The organism is Streptomyces sp. NPDC055962, assembly GCF_042270185.1.
In the GTDB taxonomy this organism is placed as follows: Bacteria; Actinomycetota; Actinomycetes; order Streptomycetales; family Streptomycetaceae; genus Streptomyces.
This window is the reverse complement of record NZ_JBHJYN010000017.1, coordinates 1-16311: the sequence shown is the minus strand read 5'-3', so window position 1 is coordinate 16311 and position 16311 is coordinate 1. Positions and strand designations below refer to the sequence as shown.

Below are 16311 nucleotides of genomic sequence, written 5' to 3'. Positions count from 1 at the left end.
GCCCTCAGACGGCCCCAGAACGCTGGTACCGTCCCCGCATGAACCTCGCCCCCGCCCAGGCCCTGCCCGTGCCTCTCACGGCCGATGAGCAGGACACGGTGCGGCGTGCCGCGGCGGTCGCCGGCAGCAGCGTCGACGAGTTCATGCGGGCCGCCGTCCTTGCCGCGTCGGAGACCCGGTTCCTCATGGCGCTTGAGCGAGCCACCACGACCATTGCCGCCCGCGACACCACGGACGTCACGCAGCACGACTACGCGCCTGAATGAGCCCCCGCAAGACGGCCGCCGAGCGGATCGCGGCCGAATGGGCGGAGATCGCCGTGCACCGGCCGACGGTGCCGCGCGGCGCCGACTACCAGCGCAGGCCCATCGGCGGGCCCGCGGTCTGCCAGGACTCCGGCCGCTTCTGGACCCCCCCGCCACCACATGCACCGCGGCCCAGAGCGACCCTTCCACGGCCCCCTCACCGAGACGTGGACGCTCCCGGGCCGCGTGCCACGCTGGTACGCGTGGTGGCGTCTGTGGGGCGAGCAGGGCGGAACGTGCGCCACCTGCCCCGGGCCGGCCGAAGTCGTCGACCACTGTCACACCACCGGCCTTGTCCGCGGGCTGCTCTGCTACGACTGCAACCACAAGGAAGCGCTCCACGCCACCCGGGTGACGCTGGGCCTCCACACCACAGAACGGTGCTGGTTCCAGCCGTATTGGGAGCAGCCGCCCGCCGCCCGGTTCTCCTGGTACTGGCCCTACGAGCGGCGCTCGACGACGTCCGCCTTCCTCGTCGAGCCACCGGCGTGGGCCGCCGGCCGGGCGCACCAGAAACCGCGGTGCTCCCGCGCCTGCCCGACCGTGACCGGCAGAGCCCTCGCCGACGGCGTGCTCCTCGGCGGCCGCCGTCCGCCGCCCGGCGGGAAGACGCTTCGCCGACCGCTGCCCACCAGTTGGCTCGAGCACCACCCGCTGCGACAGGGACCGGTCACCCCGTTCCCCGGCGCCGTGTCACAGGCCGCCGATATCCTCCGCCCATGAGCACACCGCGCCCCTCGTCCCTGTTCGGCACCGTCGTCCTCACCGGGTGGATCGGCGAACACCCCGCTGATGGTGGCGACTTCTCCATGCTGATGGCCTACAGCCCCAACGACGGCGACCTCGGCGCCACCGCGGGACTTGCCGCACGCCGCGAGCTGGTTGCCGGCTGGGGCATGAAGGTGGGGGGCTTCGTCGAGAACCCGGTCATCCAGGGGACGCCCGTCACCGCCACGCTCGAGGGAATCACGGTGACCGTGACGGGCTTCCCCGGGCTGGACCTCGTACGCCCCACCTCGCGGGAGTGGGCGGAGATCGCCCTGCAGCGCGGTCAGATCTTCCTCGCGTTCGCCACCAGGGCCGCCCCGCCGAACCTGAGCGACAACCGGCTCATGCAGTTCGTCCAGGACGACGAGACCATCCAGAGCACCGTCTCGATGCTCATCCCCGTGCACTGACCTGCCGGTAGGGCCCGGCATCGACGGGGGTACGACACCGGGCCCTGCACACAGCCTATTCGTGACTGACACCTGATTCCGTACGAAGGGCACGAAATGACCGACAGGCCCGGGGCTGATCGCCTCGACCTCAACGCTGAAGATGCTCCGTGGCTGCAGGCGCTGGTCAGCCGGGTCTACGCCGCACAGCAGAACGGCGACCAGGACGAGGCTGACCGGCTGTTCGCATACGCCCGATCCGAGGGCAGTGAGCCACTCTCCAGACTTGCCGAGCAGCTCCTCGAGGGCCTGGCCTCCCGCGACAAGGCGGAGAGCAAGGGCAAGCGGATGAAGCCGCAGAACATCAGCGCGGCCCCGGCCGACCAACTCATCTGCGACTTCTGCACGAGCACCGGGCCCACTGCGTACTACGAGGTCACCGAGTTCAGCATCGGCGGCCCCGGAGGCAGCTTCCTCTCCGGGGACCGCTTCTACGCCTGCGCTCGCTGCCGGGAACTCATCGACGCCGGCGACTGGAAAGGCATGCGCGCCTGGATCGGCCCACAGCAGTACAGCATGGGCCTGCGCATGCTCCTCGTCGGCTTCAAGCAGCACCGCAAGGGCGACGCCGTCGACTTCGAGCCGGGCACGAACCCCGAACTGAACCGCTGAGTGTTCAACGGGCAGATCCCCGCCTGCCGACGTACCGTCACCCTGGGCATGCCCGCATCTGACAGGACACGGGCTGGCGGTTCCGCGTTCCATTCGCACGTTGCGCGGGGCCGCCCCTTCCACCGGCGCGTCCCCGCCCCATCTCGCTGCTCCTGAGCTGCTGGACGACGCCGTCGCCCGTCGGCCGCAAGGCGCCCACCGGATTCACTCCCTCCGACCGGGTGGCGGATGCTCCAGTCACGCCCCGAATGTCTCTGCCGTTCGCTACAGTCGGGTCTGCGGTCACCACGGTGACCGTGGGCCCGGCTCGTGGCCCGGTGCGTTCGGCCCAGACTGGACGCGCACGCCGAAGGTGCTCCGCGCCGAGCCACCCTCCCCACCGCTTCGCCTTCGCTGGTCTCGCTCTTGAGCGGCACTGGTGAGTCTGGGATCACCGCAGCCGCGGGAAGAGCTTGAGATGCCGAAGGACCACGCGCGCAAGAAGGCGCTCACCACCCTCAAGGACGCGTACGGCGTCAAGCACGCCGACGCCATCGCGCTCCTGGACCACCCCGACGCCGACGAGCAGGAGACCCTGGAGCGGTACCTGTTGGAGTACACCGACATCAACACGTACCGCGAGGCCGTCGACTACCTCCGCAAGGAGCAGGCCGACCCGCGCAACCAGATCATGTGCGACAAGTGCGACTGGACGTACGGCATGATCTGCCCCGAGTGCCCCGGGTGCGGCTGCTACAACGGCCAGTGCTCTGGCTGGCGGCACACCGAGTTCCAGGCCGAGATGGACGCAGCGACCGGGGAGTCCAGCGACTACGACCCCAACGCCTGCGAGGAGTGCGGGGCCGGTGGCGGCGGCGACCCGTACGGCGAGTGCTGCTGTTACGAGGACGACGAGGACCAGGCCGCGTGAACACCGCGACCGACTTAGAGGCCGCCACACGGGCGATGGGCCGGGGCCTGGCCCTGTTCCGTCTGCCCGCCGGCGGCCGAGTTCCCGCGCCCGGCTGGCACGCGCAGGCGACGACCGACCCGGCCGCGCTCGTGCAACTGCTCGACGGCGGCGCGAACGTGGGCGTCGGCTGCCGGGCCTCGCGCGTCGTCGCCCTGGACCTCGATGTGCACGAGGCCGACGGCCCGGCCCGCAACGGCATCGAGACCCTGCGGACGCAGCTTGACATCCGGGGCCTGGCCGACTGGCCGGAGACGTTCACCGTGATGACTCCGCACCAGGGTCTGCACCTGTACTTTCGAGTGCCGGCGGACTGCGTCATCGGCAGTGTCTCCGGTGGGCGGTCGCCGCTCGGGCCCGGGATCGACGTCCGCGGCCCCGGCCGCCGTCGCGGCGGGTACCTCGTAGGCCCCGGCTCCATCGTCGGCGGCCTGCCGTACCTCATCGCCCGGGACGTGCCCGTGGCACCGCTCCCGGACTGGATTGCAACTCTGCTCACCCCGCAGGAGGGATGACCCATGACGACGTACGAGACCACGGCCGTGCCCGGCCAGCTCACGCCGCCCGCGCCGCTGGACCCGCCCGCCGTGCACCAGCTCGCCCGGCACGCCCTGGACGTGCTGATGCCCGCGGCCGTCGGCACCGGAGCCGAACCGCTTGGGGAGGCCGCCGCACAGCTCGCCATTGCACTGTGCGCGTTCGCCCGACTAGTCGAAGCCGACGCCAACGACCAACTCTCCGAGGGCGAGGACGTCGTGGGGCGGCTGCGCCGGGCCTCGCTCCACGTCCACGAGCACCTGGTCGCGAAGGTGCCGGCCTCCGAGTTGGAGGCCCGCAACGTCGGGCTGGTCGACAGCAACCTGGAGGAGGGCCTGCCAGTGGTCGGGTCGCTGTCAGCCGAGCTGCTGCTGGCGGGCGGCCGGTCCGCCACGGTCCGACTCACCCACGAGGACGCGCATCAGGAGGTCGAGGTCGGCGACGGCCGCACGGCCCGGCTCCCCGCCCCTGACCACCTGATCGTCCGCAACGGGCTCCACGATCTGGCGCGGATTCTCGCGCCTCTTACCCGGGAGAGCCCGCAGTAAAGGAGACCACCGCACGACCCGAGGTGCCGCAGCCTGACCTGTTCGTGGTCGTTGCACGACGCCTCCGATCCTTCAGGTCGTTGGCGCGCAGGACGCGCGCCCGTTCGCCGATGACGGTCCGTACCGGGCAGCCCGAGACACAAGGGCTCTCGCCCGTGCACGGTCTCCCATGCCGAGCCCACCCGGGGCTCGGCGGACTGGGAGGACACCCACATGCAGACGCCCACCGAGCTTGAGATCGCCGTCTTCCGTGAGGGCGGTGACCCGGAGAAGGTCCGGGTTTTCGTCACCGTGGCGATCAGCGACGTGCAGCCCGGCATGCTCGACCTCGACCCGGCCGAGCGTGAGGCGGTGCTCCAGGGTGCCCTGGACGGTATCCAGGGCACCCTTCCGGAGGAGCTGGACACCCAGGCCGTCATGACGCGTACTGAGCTCGTAGAGCTCGTCTGACGGCCCGACACCAAGGGTGGGCCCCCGGCGCGAAGCCGGGGGCCCACCCGCTCCGCGAGATGAGCGATTTGCCGAACAGCGACGCTTATCTAGGGCGCAAGCCGCTTCGCGCAGGTCAGGCGACATGATGCGCTGTCAGGCATGTGAGTTAAGTGAGACGTTGGAGACGGTTCGGCCGAACCGTCTCCCGGGCCACTATGCCCCTTTGTCAGGCTGAACCTGACAAGCGGGCATAGTGTGGAGACATGACCGATGTGAAGCCCAAGAAGCCCCGGCTGTCGCCCCGCGACGAGGCGGTAGTGGCTGTCGCCGAGTCCGCCCGCGTCGTCGCCGAACTCGCACGCGGCCTTGTGCCCGCCATGTACGAGGAGCGTCGCTCCGATCCGGCCTGCTACCTGCGCGACGTCCTGACGATCCGCGACAAGTTCCTCCCCACCCTCCTCGCGCGCGCGGTGATCGCCAGCCGCGAGTGCGGAGCGACCTGGGAGCAGATCGGCGAAGCTGCCGGGATGACGCGCCAGTCGGCGCACGAGAGGTGGGCACCGCATCAGGCGGCGTGGGAGGCAGACGGCCGGCGGGGGTTCAGCCCGGGCGAACCCGTGGACGCGCTGCGGAGCGCGGCCCGGCTGGACGACTGGTACGCCCGCGGCCGCGACGGCAGCGACAGCATCGTCACCGGCCCACGCGGGTACCGCGCGGTCACCGACGGCCTGGACGCCACAGACCAGCCCGAGCCGGAGTGGGAGGAAGACCGTCCCGAGCGGCCGGCGACCGTGGCAGCGATGCGCGCCGCGCTCGCCCACTACAGCGGCCACGAATGGGGCGATCGGCCGCTGCGGTACCTGCTCGCGTTCCCACCGGTGGATCTTCTGGCCGACGCGATGGAGTGGGGGTGGTCGGATGCGCGCGTACGCGAACACCTCGTTGACGCCCTGGCCCGGCTCCTGACGTACGGTCGCCACGGGTGGCCCGCCGACGGGGACGACATCTCCCGCGACCTGGTGCTCGCGGAGATGATCGCGGGCGACCGCAGGTACCCCTGACCGAACTGCCGCACATACATGCCTGAACGACCCGGAGATACAAGACGTCGCCCCCGCTTCGAACCGAAGCAGGGGCGCTCTCGTTTCCGCACCTACTTGACGGGGTGCGCGTCTATCCAGTCCCTCAGCTTGTGAGCGGATCCGAACACGTCAGGCCGGTTCGTCACCCCGGGCACGACACCGCGGTCCTCCCCCACGGCGACGCCGGCCTCCATCTTGTCGATCAGCGCATACGCCTCGGTCCAGAACTCCGCCCCCACGGACTTCTCAGCGTTCATCGCCTTCCGCAGAGTGCGGGCGGGCTCCATCAGCTCCTGCATCTGCTCCCAGCACGTCCCCGCCTCCTTCTCAGGGCACCCGCCGGCAAGATCCTGCTCCGTCACCGCGGCCTGGAACTCAGTGCTGGCCTCATCGAGGCTCACCGCTTCCGCCCGCGCCTTCGGCTTCGCGTCGGCTTTGCTGTCCGAGCTGCAGCCGCTCGCGGCCGCCACGGTGACGCCCAGGATCAGCGCGCCGACCGTTCTCCCCCACACATGTCTCCCCATGACGCGGGATCATCGCACGCCGTGCCGGCGCGAACACGGGAAGGGGCCTGAACCCGTACGGTTCGGCATGGAGTGCGCGGGGTGACGTCCAGACAGACGCTGGAGACATGGCTCCTGCTGCGAAGCTCGTTGTGTACGCCCCGGACGAGAACGGTTGGCGCCGGGTGCGGTACGACGGCACCGCCATAGGGATCGCGTACCGCCCCGCCGACATCCGTGTCTTCCTCGCCACGGCCGGCCTGGACGACGCGGACAGCGTCGACCTGACAGACCCCGACTTCGTGGAGTGGCGGGGCGGCGGCCCCGAGGAGTGGGAGCCGTCACCATAGACCCCGCGATGGCCGCTGAGCCCAGCCGATCGCTACCGCTCTGCCTTCGGCTCCGGGGTGTTCTTCTCCGTCGCCGGGAGCTTGATCTCCTCGGTCTTGTCCCACCAGGCGTAGGACCACTCGTGCTGAATCGTCACCCTGTCGGCCCACGGAAAGACGCGGCTGGCCAGCGCAACCACCGCGGCGCTCAGCGCCTTCACGGCTTCATGACGACGTTCATTCCGGATGTTCGAGCGTAGGCCGCGTGGCACATGGAACTCGAACGTCAGCCGCAGAACCCTGGGCACGTCGCTATCAGATGGCACTGGTACCTCCCCTGTCGTCGGAAACAGCCTCCATAGTGCCCGACTTCTCAGGGAGATTGGACGTTCTCGGCGAGATGCGTCAACTCTGTACTGCTGTGAAGGGGTGGGTGCCCCTGTTCTCGACGAGAGGAACTACCTGAGCCCGTGAGGTGTGGCGCAGTCGTACGTGTCGCACCAGACGAGTTGGAAGCCGGAGCGGTCGAGAAGGGACTGGTGCCACCCGCCCGGGTCGTTGCCCGCAGCGGCGTTCGGCGATTTGGACTCGTCGTAGTGGCCGGGCTCCAGCGAGCAGTGCACTATGCCGGCGAGGGCGTGCAGGGCTGTCGCTGTGCACGCGCTGCACGACGGACACAGCACAGGGCTCGGTGAGGGGACCCAGGGGGCCATCGTGTTGGGCACCACACCGCTCCCCAGGCACTCCGTGCATGGGGAGGGCTTGGGAGGCTCGGTGACCGGAGGGAACGCCACCCCGACCGCCACCAGATCCTGGTGCCGGTCGGACGGGCCGATCGCGTCGACCTGGCAGTGCAGCGTCATGGTCCGCCACCCCTCGAGGGGCAGTGTGGAGGGGAGCTCGCCGCCGAGTCGCGCGGCCAGTTCCTCAAGGGTGACTTCGTCCTTGCCTGGGCGCGGCACACCGGCATTCCGAGGTTGCTCGAGGCTGTCCTGGGCGAGGCACTGCACGGCGTCCCAGAACGAGCGCGCGGCTTCGTCCGGCCCGTATCCCTCTCCCAGCTCAACCCGTCCGTCGGGATGGATCGTGACCAGCGGTCGCCCGTTCCGGTCCGGGATACGAAACGTGAACGAGGTGATCGGCTCGGCCGCACAGAGCGTGGCGTAGTCGGTAGTCGGTACGCCGCCGATACCGCGCGACTCTCCCACGGTGAACGCGTTCACGAGACGTCACCCCAGTAGCCGGGCAGCTCGACGACGTCGATGCCCTCCCGCTGCGAGAGCCGGTTCACACTCGGATCGGCGCTCCACACTGAAAGGCTGCCGAACTGGCCGTGAGCAGCGCGCAGCCGTTCACGTTTCACCACGGCCCCCGGCCGGAAGTCGTTGCGGGACCGCATCAGGAGGAGCCTGGCGGGCACTCCGTTCCGGCTGAGCCACGTTGCGACGAGCTGCTCCAGGCGCCGGTCCCCGCCCGTCATGACGAGTACGGCCTTCCCGCTCCTGCTGGCGCGCCGGGCGGCGGCCACGACATCGCGGTTGGGCGGACAACCCAGCATCGCGGAGTGGAACCGAGACGCGTCAGCCGCCAGGTGATGGATGGTGGAGACGTTGATGAGGCCGCCCTCGAGGTCGAACGCCACGGCGGCGGTCCTGGGCGGGGCAACTGCGGTGGTCACACGCTCTCCTCGTTGTAGATGCGGATCATCCGGAGGGACTTCTCCCTGCACACTTCGCACGTCTTCACGCGCCGGTCCCCCGTGCCGCAGATGGCCGCGGCCAGGGCGTTGGCGGCCCCGGTGGAGGTGATGCGGAGCAGGGTGCCGCTCTTCTTGCTGCAGGAGGCGCAGGCCTGCGCCTTCCCGGGACGGGTCCCACACGCGACCAGGACCAGGCGCTGCTCGAGCTCGAGAGGGCTGGGTGCTTCGGCGACGGCGGTCATCGGTGGCAGTCCTTCGGTGCGCGTGACTTGTGGTGGGCGATCGTCTGCAGGTCGCCGGGGACCTGCTCGTAGGCGGTCATCAACTGGCAGGCCGTGCAGCGACGTGCCAGGTAGATCCGTGAGGACGAGGCCTGGCGGCCCCGGGTCAGCTCTCCGTGGGCGGGGTCTCCGCACCACTCACATGACGGGTCGAAGTGGGAGATGACCGGGGCCGGCTTCCAGGGTGCCCAGGTGATCGGGCTGCCAGCGTGGTCGGAGGGCAGGGGCGCCTCCGTGTACGTGGGCAGGTCCGGGACGGCCCACAGACGGCGAGGACTGTGCTCTGCCGCGGGCTCGGGAAGAACGTCGGCCACGCCGGCGGGTACGAGACGGGGCTTCTCCGGCTCCGGCTCTCCGCGCAGGGACCGAAGGCAGGCCGGGCAGATGCTGGACTCTGTCACCGGCCCGTCCCACGGCCTTACGCCCGGCGCCCGCTCGGCATCCGGTTCGCACTCCAGGGGCACCGTGAACACCGGCATCGTGGGGGCTGTAACGTCCTCCCCTGCGACGTGCAGGAGCGGACGGCCCGCAGCCCGCAGCACCAGGCGCCCATCCCACTCGGCAGCGGCCGGTGCCTCGACGGCGAGAGCACTCACGTTTCCTCCCCCGGAGCAACATTCAGGAGAGCACCGGAGACCGCGGCCCACATGTTCGCCAGGCCCATGCGGGCGTCCCGGTCCCTCTCATGGGTGGTGACCTGCGAGAGCATGAGCGCCACGTGTGCCTGCTGGACGGGATCTCGAGAACCTGCGAGCTGCTCGGCCGTGGCGCGTTGAGCGACCGCCGCCGCGTGCGCGGTCTCCGCGCTCGTCGCCCACACCGCGGCCTGCCGTGCGGCCCCGGCCGCCTCGGCGCTCATCGGACACGCGCCGTCAGAAGAGGTACCAGGCCGGTGGTCTGCGAGCTCTCCCGGTACCGCGTGCGGCGCGCGGCGTGCACGCTGCGCCGGGCCAGGCACAGAGTGCCGGCGGGGACGTGGCAGGTGTCGCACGGCATGGAGTAGGGGCCGTGCCGGAACCGGGCCTGCGTCGCGTGCGCGGCGTCGTGTGCAGCGTCGGCAGCCCTGGACGGGGTGAGTACGGATATCACGCGCGCTTACCTTTCCGGCCGTCGCCCTTCACCGGGGGCGTGTACGGCTTCCACTGGATCGTGCCCTCCTCGACATGGCCCTTGGCCCGGGTCTCGCCCGTATCGTCGTCGCGGAGGTAGTTCTCCCAGAACGTGACCCGGCCCTGAGCGGCGCTCGGCTCCGCATACGGGCCCTCGTAGTCGCGGTGGGGCGTGGCGCCCTTGGCCGGGACCTCTGTCCAGTCGATGACAGCCCGGTACACGGCGCCGTGATCAGCCTTGATGTTCCGCGCCATCACGCACCGTCCTGGCTGGACTCGTTGCCGAGCAGGTGGGGGCGGGAGCCCTCGGCCGGGAAAGGCCGGCCGCGGTCAAGGATGTACTCCCACCTGCTGGAACGCGGGTTCGGCTCTTTGAGCCGCTTGTAGTACGCCGTGCCGTACTCCAGGTTGGTGCTGTCCCCGCGCTCCGTCGGCAGCTCGAGCGCCAGCGGCGGGCCGGGCCGGGTATCGGGCTCCTGCGGCGCCTTCGGCCCCCACAGGGCGATCACAACACCCCTGTGCGGGCCCTCGCACAGACGGACCTCGTGGAGCTCCTGGTGGTCGCCTTCCACCATGGACGCGTCGCGCAGACTCCGCGCCCAGGTGTTGACCTCGGTAGCTGTCGGCGTGGGGAAGTAGTCGAGGATGCTGCGTACCGCGGCCACCATCGTGAGCAGCTCGGTGTACGCGGCGATGGGGAAGCCGTCGGTCCACTGGTCCCTGAGTAGGGAGCACGCGGCCTTGTCGGCGGTCTCAGCGAGGTGGAGGTCGACGACGTCGCGGTCGAGATGCGTACCGCTGCGCGCGTGCGCGGCGCGGACCAGGTCGACGAGGTGCTCCCGGCTGACGGACGGAGGGATGGGCGTGCCGTCACTGGTGAAGAGCTGCAGGCGACCGGCGGATTTTTTGCTCATGGAGGGGCATCTCCTGGCGTGAGGTAGGGGTGAGGGCCGAAGCCCTCACCCCTGGAGTACGTTTTTCAGCGATTTCTGTTACAGCGGACGTCCGCCGGGGCGCGAAATCTGCTGTTCTGCCTGGTCAGGTGCCCTGAACTTCGACGATCACCAGGGACATGCGGGCGTAGCCCGTGGGGACGGCGGACCCCATGGCGGGGTTCGGGCCCAGCAGGTGCGTGTGGTCGTCATCGGGCAGGAGATGGCGCTCGAGGGGGCGGCGCGGGTTCGGGGTGACGAGTCCGTCGATGTAGGCCTTCGCGGTCGGTGACCAGTTCCCGGGGTCACGTGACCGTTCGATCGAGCGGGGGTGCAGCACGTAGAAGATCGCCGCTCGCTGGAGCTTCGGCAGCCGCTCGGCGTGGGCCATCTGTACGGCGTGCTCCCGGAGTTGCTTCCGGATGGTGTGCTCGGGCCGCCAGTGGAGCCGCAGATTACTGGTCAGCATCTGTTCTACGTACGGCATGAGCAGCGTCCAGGTGCGCCCCACGCCTTCCAGGCCAGCGAGCAGCGGTGCGAGCTCGGGCGGCTCCGGAACGGAGGGCAGGCCGGGGTGCTTCTTCTTCCTCGCCGGCTTCTTCGGTGCTGGGGCGGGGGACTGTCCGGCACGCCTGGCCATCAGGGCGGTGAACTCCGCCGCGGTCATCCTGGCAACCAAGGGTCAGTCCTCCAGAGCAGCGGTGCCGGCGTCAGTGAGCCGCCAACGGTTGCCCAGGTGGCCCAGCAGCGTCCTGCTGTGCTCGGTCTCGACCCTCACCCACCCCTTCTTCTTCACGCGCTTCACCGCGGCGTCGGCCTTCCGCCCGAGCTGGCCCCAGGCCGTGCCGTGGCTGCGCTCGCTGGTGTCGCGGATGGTCGGCTGCCCGCGGCCGGGGCGCATGGTGAACACCGCGCCGGACTGGATCAGCCGCAGCGTGGCGGCCTCTCCCGGCGTGGGCGGGGCCGGGGCGTCCAGGGTGCGCACCAGGGCCGCGTACTCGATGCAGCGTCGGCAGGCGGGCGGCAGGTCCTCGAGCGCGTCGCTCAGGTGCAGCGGGTTCGTACGGCCCGGCGTCTCGCACAGAGCACGGCCCGCCGAATGCCGGCGGGCGCGCCCGGAGACCAGGTCGACGGCCGCCGTGACGTGCCGCAGCGACTTCCCGATGCCCGTGTGCCGGGTGTTCTCCCGCACGCTGAATGTGACCGGCGCCGAGGCTGTGACCAGGTCCCAACGCTGCTTCTCCGCCTCCAACTTGGTGGCGGCCTGCGCCTCGCGCTCCTCGCGGCGCGCCTTCTCGGCGGCGCGCGCCTGGACGATGCTCTTGGGGAGCTCCGGCTCGAGGCCTCGCTCGTCGGCGACCAGCAGGGTGAACCCGTCCACGGAGGGCGTGTGACGTAGGCCGGGGAAGTGCCGCCCCAGGACGGCCGTGCACCAGTCACCGCCGCGGCGCTGGATTACGTCCTCCATCCGGGCGATGCTGCGGCCGCCGATCGGCCCGGCGTCCCTCCCCCGGGCCTCCCTCCGGACGTCCTCGTACTCGGGATACTCCGCCTCAGCTGGCTCGGGGGGCAGCATGATGGTGACGACGCGTGAACGCATCGAGGGTTCCTCTCCTTCGTGGTGCCGGCGGTTGCTCTCCGCCGGATGGCGCCATACCGGGCGCCTTACGGTCCTGCGTGTGAGGTTGTGGTTAACCGCCTAGTCGAGGCGGAAGGCCATCGTCGATGGTGACCGCGATCAGGCTTCCAGGCTCTGTTGCGGCAGGTTGAGAGTGCGGGTCGGAAGCGGGTAGTCCCCCGTGGGCCGGGTGTTCAAGCCGAGGGTCCACACGGTGACGGTGTGCTCGAAGTCCTGCCGGACACGGTGGTAGGTGTCGCTCTCCTGCCGGAGGAAGCGGCCTGCCGCGGTGCTGTAGCGCGTGGCTTCCGCGGTGCAGGTGAGCAGCTCCCCGAGCGCCGCGTCGACGGCGAGGTGCCACGTGTTCAGGGTGGTGGCCTGGGACCGCAGCATCTGCCTCGTGCGCGTGGCGCCGAACTCGCTGACGTGCCAGTGCAGATGCTCGAGGTCGAAGCCCTCGAAGGAGTCTGGGATGCCGGCGATCCCACTCTGGTACCGGTGGATGGCATCGAGCTCCGCCACGGTGAACGGGGCCGCGCCGAACTCGTGGTGTGAGAGATCGTCGTACGTCTCGGGACGGGGCACGCAGGATCGGCCTTTCCGGGAGAATCGCGCACAGCGAAGAATCGAACTGTTCGATATGGCTGGGCTCTTGGAGCAACCCTAGAGGGCTACTCATAAGTAACCGACAATAACTGTGATTGTTGTCGGTAACATTCGATCAGGAGTCAGTTCCAGTCTCAGAGGGGGATAGCGGTGACGGTTTCGCTGCGTGAGGTCCACGACTTCATCGTCAGGTGCATCGGCGAGGACACCAAGGCCGGCTGCGATGTGCAGCCGAACTTGGACGGCGTCTGGCCGGCGGTCTGGTACCAGGGTGCTGGCAGCCCCGACGACCCGCCGGACCTCTCAACTCTCATCCTTGCCGGGCCGGAGGGACCCGACTTCGACGCCGGCACCCCAGAGCGGGCTGCCTTCGTCGTACGGAACGCCCCGGCCCACGTCCTGGAGATCGTCGGCTACCTGCGATGGACGTGCGCCAATCACGAGCCCGTGCTCCAGCCCGCAGGGGTGACCGGCGAGACGGTCACGGAGGTCTGCCCCATCGACGGAGCGGAGTGCGAGCCACTACTCCGCATGGCCAAGATTTTCGAGGGCCGCCCCGGCTTCAAGAAGGAATGGCGGTGGGAAGCACCCCCGTTCGACCTCAACGAGGTTCTCGCCCGGGAGGGACGCGCATGATCGAGGACGCCGAGGAAGCCCGCTTCCAGGTCGGCCGCAACTACCCCTTCGCGGCCGAGTTCGAGATCTTCACCGACACGGCTGGCACAGTGCTCGGCTGGACCTTCGCCGTCGACAGAAGCCACGACAGGTACGGATGGGTTCTGGCGAACGACGCCAGCATCAGCCCGGCCACTGAGACGTACCGTTCTGACGCTGAGACGTACGGTCGGAGCACTGCATTGGACGGTCGCTAGAGCCATGAGCAGCGCTGACCAGGCACCTGATGCTGTACGGATTTCTTCGGGCGCGATCAACGCGGACAAGATCCTCTCCGGTGTCATCCAGACCGGCGACGCCCTAGAGGACATCCGCAACCGGGAGCCGTACGCCGTCGAGGCCGTCATCCTCCACGCGCTCGCCGAGTTCAGTCTGGGCGGGCCGGCCATGGGCAAGGACGAGGCGCGCCGCTGGCTCAGCCTCTACCTACAGCAGGTCGCGGCCGGCCGCTCCCCCGTCGACCCGGGCGTGCTAGCGCGTGATCTTGCATGACCGTGCCCCGCACTGAGGCTGTGAACTGGGGACGGTTGTGACTTCACAGAAGCGCGACCTGGTTCCAGTCGAGGAAGTCGTCCGGCGCTATGACGGAGGAAGGGGCGAACGCATCGAAGCGATCACTCGTGACCTGCGAACGCGGGGCCTCGAGATCTCTCAGGCGACGGTGCGCAGCGTACTGCGGGATGCTGGCGTGGCATTCACGCAGAGGAGGCGTGGAGCGAAGGTAGCGGAACACCTCGACATGCTGACTGCGGTTGCTCACGATGCCGGGGTCCACGCGGGCACCCTGCGCAAGGCGATCAGGCAGTACGAGGGTGGCTCAACGCTCAGCGCCGCAGCGCTAACGATGGGGAAGCCTCTATCGGAAGCAAGGGAAATCATGGCGGCTGCTGGTACGCCGTTGCACGACGAAGGCGACGGTTCAACGGATGACGAGGTGAAGTGCGATGGTCAGTGAACAGACCGCTCGCGCCTGGCGCGACTTCATCAGCGCCCGTCTGCTGCAGCAGCACCAGGACCCCAACAACGGGATGAGCGCCCACGACTACCAGAAGGCCGTCGACGAAGCCGAAGCGGAACACCAGGGCTTCCTCGAGGCGTTCCACCGCGGCGACCATGCCGCCGCCGAAAACGAGTGGTGGGGCCTCAAGAACATCGCGAACGAGTGGCGGGCGCACCCGGAGTTCCCCGAGCCGATCTCCGACGGCACCGTGCCTTGCCCCGTGCCGAGCCCGGACACCGGGCACCCCTGCGTGAAGCCCGTTCACCGGGGCTGGACGCCGTCCGAAGGACACGGCGGCGGCCACTTCTGGAAAGCCCCAGCGGTGACAACGCTGGAGGAGGCCGGAGTGCACTACGACGCCGGCTCGCTGCTGGCAGGGAAGCCCACGCCGTACCACCTGCCGGAGAACTGTGCCCCCGGGTGCAGGAAGTGGAGAGACCGATGAGCACCGCAACAGCTCCGCGCCACAGCCCGAGCCGTGATCACCGCCGCATCACCGTGCTGTTTGGCCGTGAGTATGAATGGTTCTGGGAGGACGGCCGTCTGACTCTCGAGCCGAACTTCTGGCAGTTGAACAAGCGCAGACTGCTCCGCCGCGGTATCCGGCCCTGGTTCGACCTGTGAGCGTCGACGCTTCGGACGGAGAGATCGTCGACGCCGAGCTCGTCGAGCCCAGGGAACTGCTGCTCGTCGCCGAATCGGCCGCGAGTCCGCTCGTCGGCCCGCACACCGTGCTGCGCGCTGGTGAGCAGATTCCCAGCACCGATGACCCGGTCACGAACTACACCACCCGGGACCTCTACCTCAGCCCAGAGACGACGCAGGCCCTCGAGGAAGCTGAGGAAGACGGGTCCGCGCCCCGGCGCACCGCGATGAAGGGCTTCAAGGCCTGGTGCGCACAGGAGGGCCGTGTCGCGGAGCCGTGCACGACCACCACGTACACCGAGTACGGCAGCCACCTGATGCGCCGCGGCCTCAAGGTGTCCACGATCAAGACCTACATGTCGCTGATCCGAACGTCCATGCCGCCCGGGAAGCAGCCCGACAGTAGCCTCTACCTGCAGCTTCTTGGGCATTACCGGAAGAAGAACAAGAGGTCGGTACGCCGCAAGGAAGCCTTTCCGATCACGCTGCCGTACCTGGTGCCGATGATGGAGAAGGCGGAGGCCGACGGCCGCCCGATCGGATGGCGCGATGCGGCACTGTTCGCCTTCGGCTACCGGTTCCTCGGCCGGTCAGTCGAGGACGTCGGCCTGGACATCGAGGACCTGACGATCACCGACACGCAGGTCTCGGTGTGGCTGGCGGAGGACAAGACCCACAAGGGCGAGGAGCAGACGATCGTCCTGCACGACCGGGCGGACCTCAACCTCGTCTTCCGGTTGCGCCGATGGCTTGCCTACCTGGCGGATCACGGCATCACGACCGGGCCCGTCTTCCGCGAGGTCATGCGGAGCGGCAAGGTCGCCTCGTCGGAGACCAGGGCGAAGAAGACCCGGAGGCGCCCAACGGATCAAGGCGACTACTTGCGGCCGCAGACGGTCAACGAGCGCGTGAAGAAGTGGTTCTACAAGGCCGGGCTGACCACCGACGGCCGTCCCGTCTCCTCCCACAGCCTCCGCGCCGGCGGCGCCACCGACCTCGGCATGAACAACGCCACCGAGGAGGACCTCGAGAACGCCGGCCGCTGGGCCCCTGGGTCCCCGATCCCGCGGAAGGTATACGTACGCCCAGCCAAGGATGCGAAGCGTGACCTGTTCAGCAAGGTCCCCGTACACCCTCAGCGTGCGGAGGGCGCGCCGCCTGATGCCTAGACGCCGTCCTGGGTGACCAGACGCAGCATGACGGAGAACACGGGAGAGTCGTCGAACGGCTGC

29 protein-coding genes are annotated in these 16311 nt (G+C 69.3%); 17 read left to right on the top strand and 12 right to left on the bottom strand.

The features are described 5' to 3' along the window. The first annotated feature begins 38 nt into the window (after window positions 1-38). From ACFC51_RS32415 to ACFC51_RS32375, 9 genes are all read left to right on the top strand, one after another. Window positions 39-266, top strand: a complete 228-nt coding sequence (locus ACFC51_RS32415; protein WP_376532225.1) for a hypothetical protein — start codon at window positions 39-41, stop codon at window positions 264-266. A 225-nt stretch (window positions 267-491) separates the two neighbouring features. Then, on the top strand, window positions 492-1028 hold the full coding sequence (locus ACFC51_RS32410) for an endonuclease domain-containing protein (protein WP_376532223.1): 537 nt from the start codon (window positions 492-494) through the stop codon (window positions 1026-1028). Continuing rightward, entirely contained in the window at window positions 1025-1483 is a 459-nt protein-coding gene (locus tag ACFC51_RS32405) for a DUF5949 family protein (protein WP_376532221.1), read from the top strand. Before ACFC51_RS32410 ends, ACFC51_RS32405 begins: the two co-directional genes overlap by 4 nt. A gap of 96 nt (window positions 1484-1579) precedes the next feature. Further along, window positions 1580-2134 (top strand): hypothetical protein, encoded by a 555-nt coding sequence (locus ACFC51_RS32400; RefSeq protein WP_376532219.1) that lies wholly within the window; start codon window positions 1580-1582, stop codon window positions 2132-2134. 457 nt (window positions 2135-2591) lie between these two features. Continuing rightward, window positions 2592-3044 carry a hypothetical protein gene (locus ACFC51_RS32395; protein ID WP_376532218.1) on the top strand — a complete coding sequence of 151 codons (453 nt, stop codon included), beginning with the start codon at window positions 2592-2594 and terminating at the stop codon, window positions 3042-3044. 35 nt (window positions 3045-3079) lie between these two features. Continuing rightward, window positions 3080-3598 carry a bifunctional DNA primase/polymerase gene (locus tag ACFC51_RS32390; RefSeq protein WP_376532216.1) on the top strand — a complete coding sequence of 173 codons (519 nt, stop codon included), beginning with the start codon at window positions 3080-3082 and terminating at the stop codon, window positions 3596-3598. Window positions 3599-3601: 3 nt separating this feature from the next. Then, window positions 3602-4168: a hypothetical protein gene (locus tag ACFC51_RS32385; protein ID WP_376532214.1), complete on the top strand. Its 567-nt coding sequence runs from the start codon at window positions 3602-3604 to the stop codon at window positions 4166-4168. A 213-nt stretch (window positions 4169-4381) separates the two neighbouring features. Then, the gene (locus ACFC51_RS32380) at window positions 4382-4618 is read left to right on the top strand and encodes a hypothetical protein (RefSeq protein ID WP_376532213.1); all 237 of its coding nucleotides are present in this window, start codon (window positions 4382-4384) and stop codon (window positions 4616-4618) included. Between the two features lie 245 nt (window positions 4619-4863). Further along, the gene (locus ACFC51_RS32375) at window positions 4864-5661 is read left to right on the top strand and encodes a hypothetical protein (protein ID WP_376532211.1); all 798 of its coding nucleotides are present in this window, start codon (window positions 4864-4866) and stop codon (window positions 5659-5661) included. A 92-nt stretch (window positions 5662-5753) separates the two neighbouring features. Here the strand turns inward: ACFC51_RS32375 and ACFC51_RS32370 are convergent, their stop codons facing one another. Further along, window positions 5754-6206, bottom strand: coding sequence for a hypothetical protein (locus tag ACFC51_RS32370; protein ID WP_376532209.1), 453 nt, complete (start codon window positions 6204-6206; stop codon window positions 5754-5756). A 107-nt stretch (window positions 6207-6313) separates the two neighbouring features. Between ACFC51_RS32370 and ACFC51_RS32365 the strand changes: the two genes are divergently transcribed. After that, a complete protein-coding gene (locus tag ACFC51_RS32365; RefSeq protein WP_376532207.1) occupies window positions 6314-6535 on the top strand; it encodes a hypothetical protein in 222 nt (73 codons plus the stop codon). A 32-nt stretch (window positions 6536-6567) separates the two neighbouring features. On the opposite strand, the gene ACFC51_RS32360 is transcribed toward ACFC51_RS32365, so the two are convergent. The 11 genes from ACFC51_RS32360 to ACFC51_RS32310 form a co-directional block, all read right to left on the bottom strand. Beyond that, a complete protein-coding gene (locus ACFC51_RS32360; protein ID WP_376532205.1) occupies window positions 6568-6822 on the bottom strand; it encodes a hypothetical protein in 255 nt (84 codons plus the stop codon). 150 nt (window positions 6823-6972) lie between these two features. Further along, window positions 6973-7737: a hypothetical protein gene (locus tag ACFC51_RS32355; protein WP_376532203.1), complete on the bottom strand. Its 765-nt coding sequence runs from the start codon at window positions 7735-7737 to the stop codon at window positions 6973-6975. Continuing rightward, window positions 7734-8192 (bottom strand): hypothetical protein, encoded by a 459-nt coding sequence (locus ACFC51_RS32350; RefSeq protein ID WP_376532201.1) that lies wholly within the window; start codon window positions 8190-8192, stop codon window positions 7734-7736. The genes ACFC51_RS32355 and ACFC51_RS32350 overlap by 4 nt, the downstream gene beginning before the upstream one ends. Continuing rightward, entirely contained in the window at window positions 8189-8455 is a 267-nt protein-coding gene (locus ACFC51_RS32345; protein ID WP_376532200.1) for a hypothetical protein, read from the bottom strand. Before ACFC51_RS32345 ends, ACFC51_RS32350 begins: the two co-directional genes overlap by 4 nt. Next, complete coding sequence (locus ACFC51_RS32340; protein WP_376532198.1) at window positions 8452-8895, bottom strand: hypothetical protein; 444 nt, start codon at window positions 8893-8895, stop codon at window positions 8452-8454. The genes ACFC51_RS32345 and ACFC51_RS32340 overlap by 4 nt, the downstream gene beginning before the upstream one ends. A gap of 191 nt (window positions 8896-9086) precedes the next feature. Next, window positions 9087-9353, bottom strand: a complete 267-nt coding sequence (locus tag ACFC51_RS32335; protein ID WP_376532196.1) for a hypothetical protein — start codon at window positions 9351-9353, stop codon at window positions 9087-9089. Between the two features lie 226 nt (window positions 9354-9579). Further along, on the bottom strand, window positions 9580-9858 hold the full coding sequence (locus ACFC51_RS32330) for a hypothetical protein (RefSeq protein ID WP_376532194.1): 279 nt from the start codon (window positions 9856-9858) through the stop codon (window positions 9580-9582). Continuing rightward, window positions 9858-10517, bottom strand: a complete 660-nt coding sequence (locus ACFC51_RS32325) for a hypothetical protein (protein WP_376532192.1) — start codon at window positions 10515-10517, stop codon at window positions 9858-9860. Before ACFC51_RS32325 ends, ACFC51_RS32330 begins: the two co-directional genes overlap by 1 nt. A 124-nt stretch (window positions 10518-10641) precedes the next feature. Further along, window positions 10642-11214: a hypothetical protein gene (locus ACFC51_RS32320; RefSeq protein WP_376532190.1), complete on the bottom strand. Its 573-nt coding sequence runs from the start codon at window positions 11212-11214 to the stop codon at window positions 10642-10644. A gap of 3 nt (window positions 11215-11217) precedes the next feature. Continuing rightward, window positions 11218-12135, bottom strand: a complete 918-nt coding sequence (locus ACFC51_RS32315) for a hypothetical protein (protein WP_376532188.1) — start codon at window positions 12133-12135, stop codon at window positions 11218-11220. 138 nt (window positions 12136-12273) lie between these two features. After that, on the bottom strand, window positions 12274-12738 hold the full coding sequence (locus ACFC51_RS32310; RefSeq protein ID WP_376532186.1) for a hypothetical protein: 465 nt from the start codon (window positions 12736-12738) through the stop codon (window positions 12274-12276). A 171-nt stretch (window positions 12739-12909) separates the two neighbouring features. Here ACFC51_RS32310 and ACFC51_RS32305 point away from each other — a divergent pair, with 171 nt between their 5' ends. From ACFC51_RS32305 to ACFC51_RS32275, 7 genes are read left to right on the top strand one after another with little or no spacing between them, the layout of a single operon-like run. Next, window positions 12910-13395, top strand: a complete 486-nt coding sequence (locus ACFC51_RS32305; RefSeq protein WP_376532184.1) for a DUF6221 family protein — start codon at window positions 12910-12912, stop codon at window positions 13393-13395. Next, window positions 13392-13631, top strand: a complete 240-nt coding sequence (locus ACFC51_RS32300) for a hypothetical protein (RefSeq protein ID WP_376532182.1) — start codon at window positions 13392-13394, stop codon at window positions 13629-13631. The genes ACFC51_RS32305 and ACFC51_RS32300 overlap by 4 nt, the downstream gene beginning before the upstream one ends. Window positions 13632-13635: 4 nt before the next feature. After that, complete coding sequence (locus ACFC51_RS32295) at window positions 13636-13926, top strand: hypothetical protein (RefSeq protein WP_376532180.1); 291 nt, start codon at window positions 13636-13638, stop codon at window positions 13924-13926. A gap of 37 nt (window positions 13927-13963) precedes the next feature. Beyond that, window positions 13964-14389: a hypothetical protein gene (locus ACFC51_RS32290; RefSeq protein ID WP_376532178.1), complete on the top strand. Its 426-nt coding sequence runs from the start codon at window positions 13964-13966 to the stop codon at window positions 14387-14389. Then, a complete protein-coding gene (locus ACFC51_RS32285) occupies window positions 14379-14879 on the top strand; it encodes a hypothetical protein (RefSeq protein ID WP_376532176.1) in 501 nt (166 codons plus the stop codon). The genes ACFC51_RS32290 and ACFC51_RS32285 overlap by 11 nt, the downstream gene beginning before the upstream one ends. Next, the gene (locus tag ACFC51_RS32280; RefSeq protein WP_376532174.1) at window positions 14876-15058 is read left to right on the top strand and encodes a hypothetical protein; all 183 of its coding nucleotides are present in this window, start codon (window positions 14876-14878) and stop codon (window positions 15056-15058) included. The genes ACFC51_RS32285 and ACFC51_RS32280 overlap by 4 nt, the downstream gene beginning before the upstream one ends. Beyond that, window positions 15055-16248 (top strand): hypothetical protein, encoded by a 1194-nt coding sequence (locus tag ACFC51_RS32275; RefSeq protein WP_376532172.1) that lies wholly within the window; start codon window positions 15055-15057, stop codon window positions 16246-16248. The genes ACFC51_RS32280 and ACFC51_RS32275 overlap by 4 nt, the downstream gene beginning before the upstream one ends. Window positions 16249-16311: the final 63 nt, after the last annotated feature.

Coding starts and splice junctions, on each gene's coding strand:
- ACFC51_RS32415 (WP_376532225.1), top strand. CDS start 39: ATGAACCTCGCCCCCGCCCAGGCCCTGCCCGTGCCTCTCACGGCCGAT.
- ACFC51_RS32405 (WP_376532221.1), top strand. CDS start 1,025: ATGAGCACACCGCGCCCCTCGTCCCTGTTCGGCACCGTCGTCCTCACC.
- ACFC51_RS32400 (WP_376532219.1), top strand. CDS start 1,580: ATGACCGACAGGCCCGGGGCTGATCGCCTCGACCTCAACGCTGAAGAT.
- ACFC51_RS32395 (WP_376532218.1), top strand. CDS start 2,592: ATGCCGAAGGACCACGCGCGCAAGAAGGCGCTCACCACCCTCAAGGAC.
- ACFC51_RS32390 (WP_376532216.1), top strand. CDS start 3,080: ATGGGCCGGGGCCTGGCCCTGTTCCGTCTGCCCGCCGGCGGCCGAGTT.
- ACFC51_RS32385 (WP_376532214.1), top strand. CDS start 3,602: ATGACGACGTACGAGACCACGGCCGTGCCCGGCCAGCTCACGCCGCCC.
- ACFC51_RS32380 (WP_376532213.1), top strand. CDS start 4,382: ATGCAGACGCCCACCGAGCTTGAGATCGCCGTCTTCCGTGAGGGCGGT.
- ACFC51_RS32375 (WP_376532211.1), top strand. CDS start 4,864: ATGACCGATGTGAAGCCCAAGAAGCCCCGGCTGTCGCCCCGCGACGAG.
- ACFC51_RS32370 (WP_376532209.1), bottom strand. CDS start 6,206: ATGGGGAGACATGTGTGGGGGAGAACGGTCGGCGCGCTGATCCTGGGC.
- ACFC51_RS32365 (WP_376532207.1), top strand. CDS start 6,314: ATGGCTCCTGCTGCGAAGCTCGTTGTGTACGCCCCGGACGAGAACGGT.
- ACFC51_RS32345 (WP_376532200.1), bottom strand. CDS start 8,455: ATGACCGCCGTCGCCGAAGCACCCAGCCCTCTCGAGCTCGAGCAGCGC.
- ACFC51_RS32335 (WP_376532196.1), bottom strand. CDS start 9,353: ATGAGCGCCGAGGCGGCCGGGGCCGCACGGCAGGCCGCGGTGTGGGCG.
- ACFC51_RS32330 (WP_376532194.1), bottom strand. CDS start 9,858: ATGGCGCGGAACATCAAGGCTGATCACGGCGCCGTGTACCGGGCTGTC.
- ACFC51_RS32325 (WP_376532192.1), bottom strand. CDS start 10,517: ATGAGCAAAAAATCCGCCGGTCGCCTGCAGCTCTTCACCAGTGACGGC.
- ACFC51_RS32315 (WP_376532188.1), bottom strand. CDS start 12,135: ATGCGTTCACGCGTCGTCACCATCATGCTGCCCCCCGAGCCAGCTGAG.
- ACFC51_RS32300 (WP_376532182.1), top strand. CDS start 13,392: ATGATCGAGGACGCCGAGGAAGCCCGCTTCCAGGTCGGCCGCAACTAC.
- ACFC51_RS32295 (WP_376532180.1), top strand. CDS start 13,636: ATGAGCAGCGCTGACCAGGCACCTGATGCTGTACGGATTTCTTCGGGC.
- ACFC51_RS32285 (WP_376532176.1), top strand. CDS start 14,379: ATGGTCAGTGAACAGACCGCTCGCGCCTGGCGCGACTTCATCAGCGCC.
- ACFC51_RS32280 (WP_376532174.1), top strand. CDS start 14,876: ATGAGCACCGCAACAGCTCCGCGCCACAGCCCGAGCCGTGATCACCGC.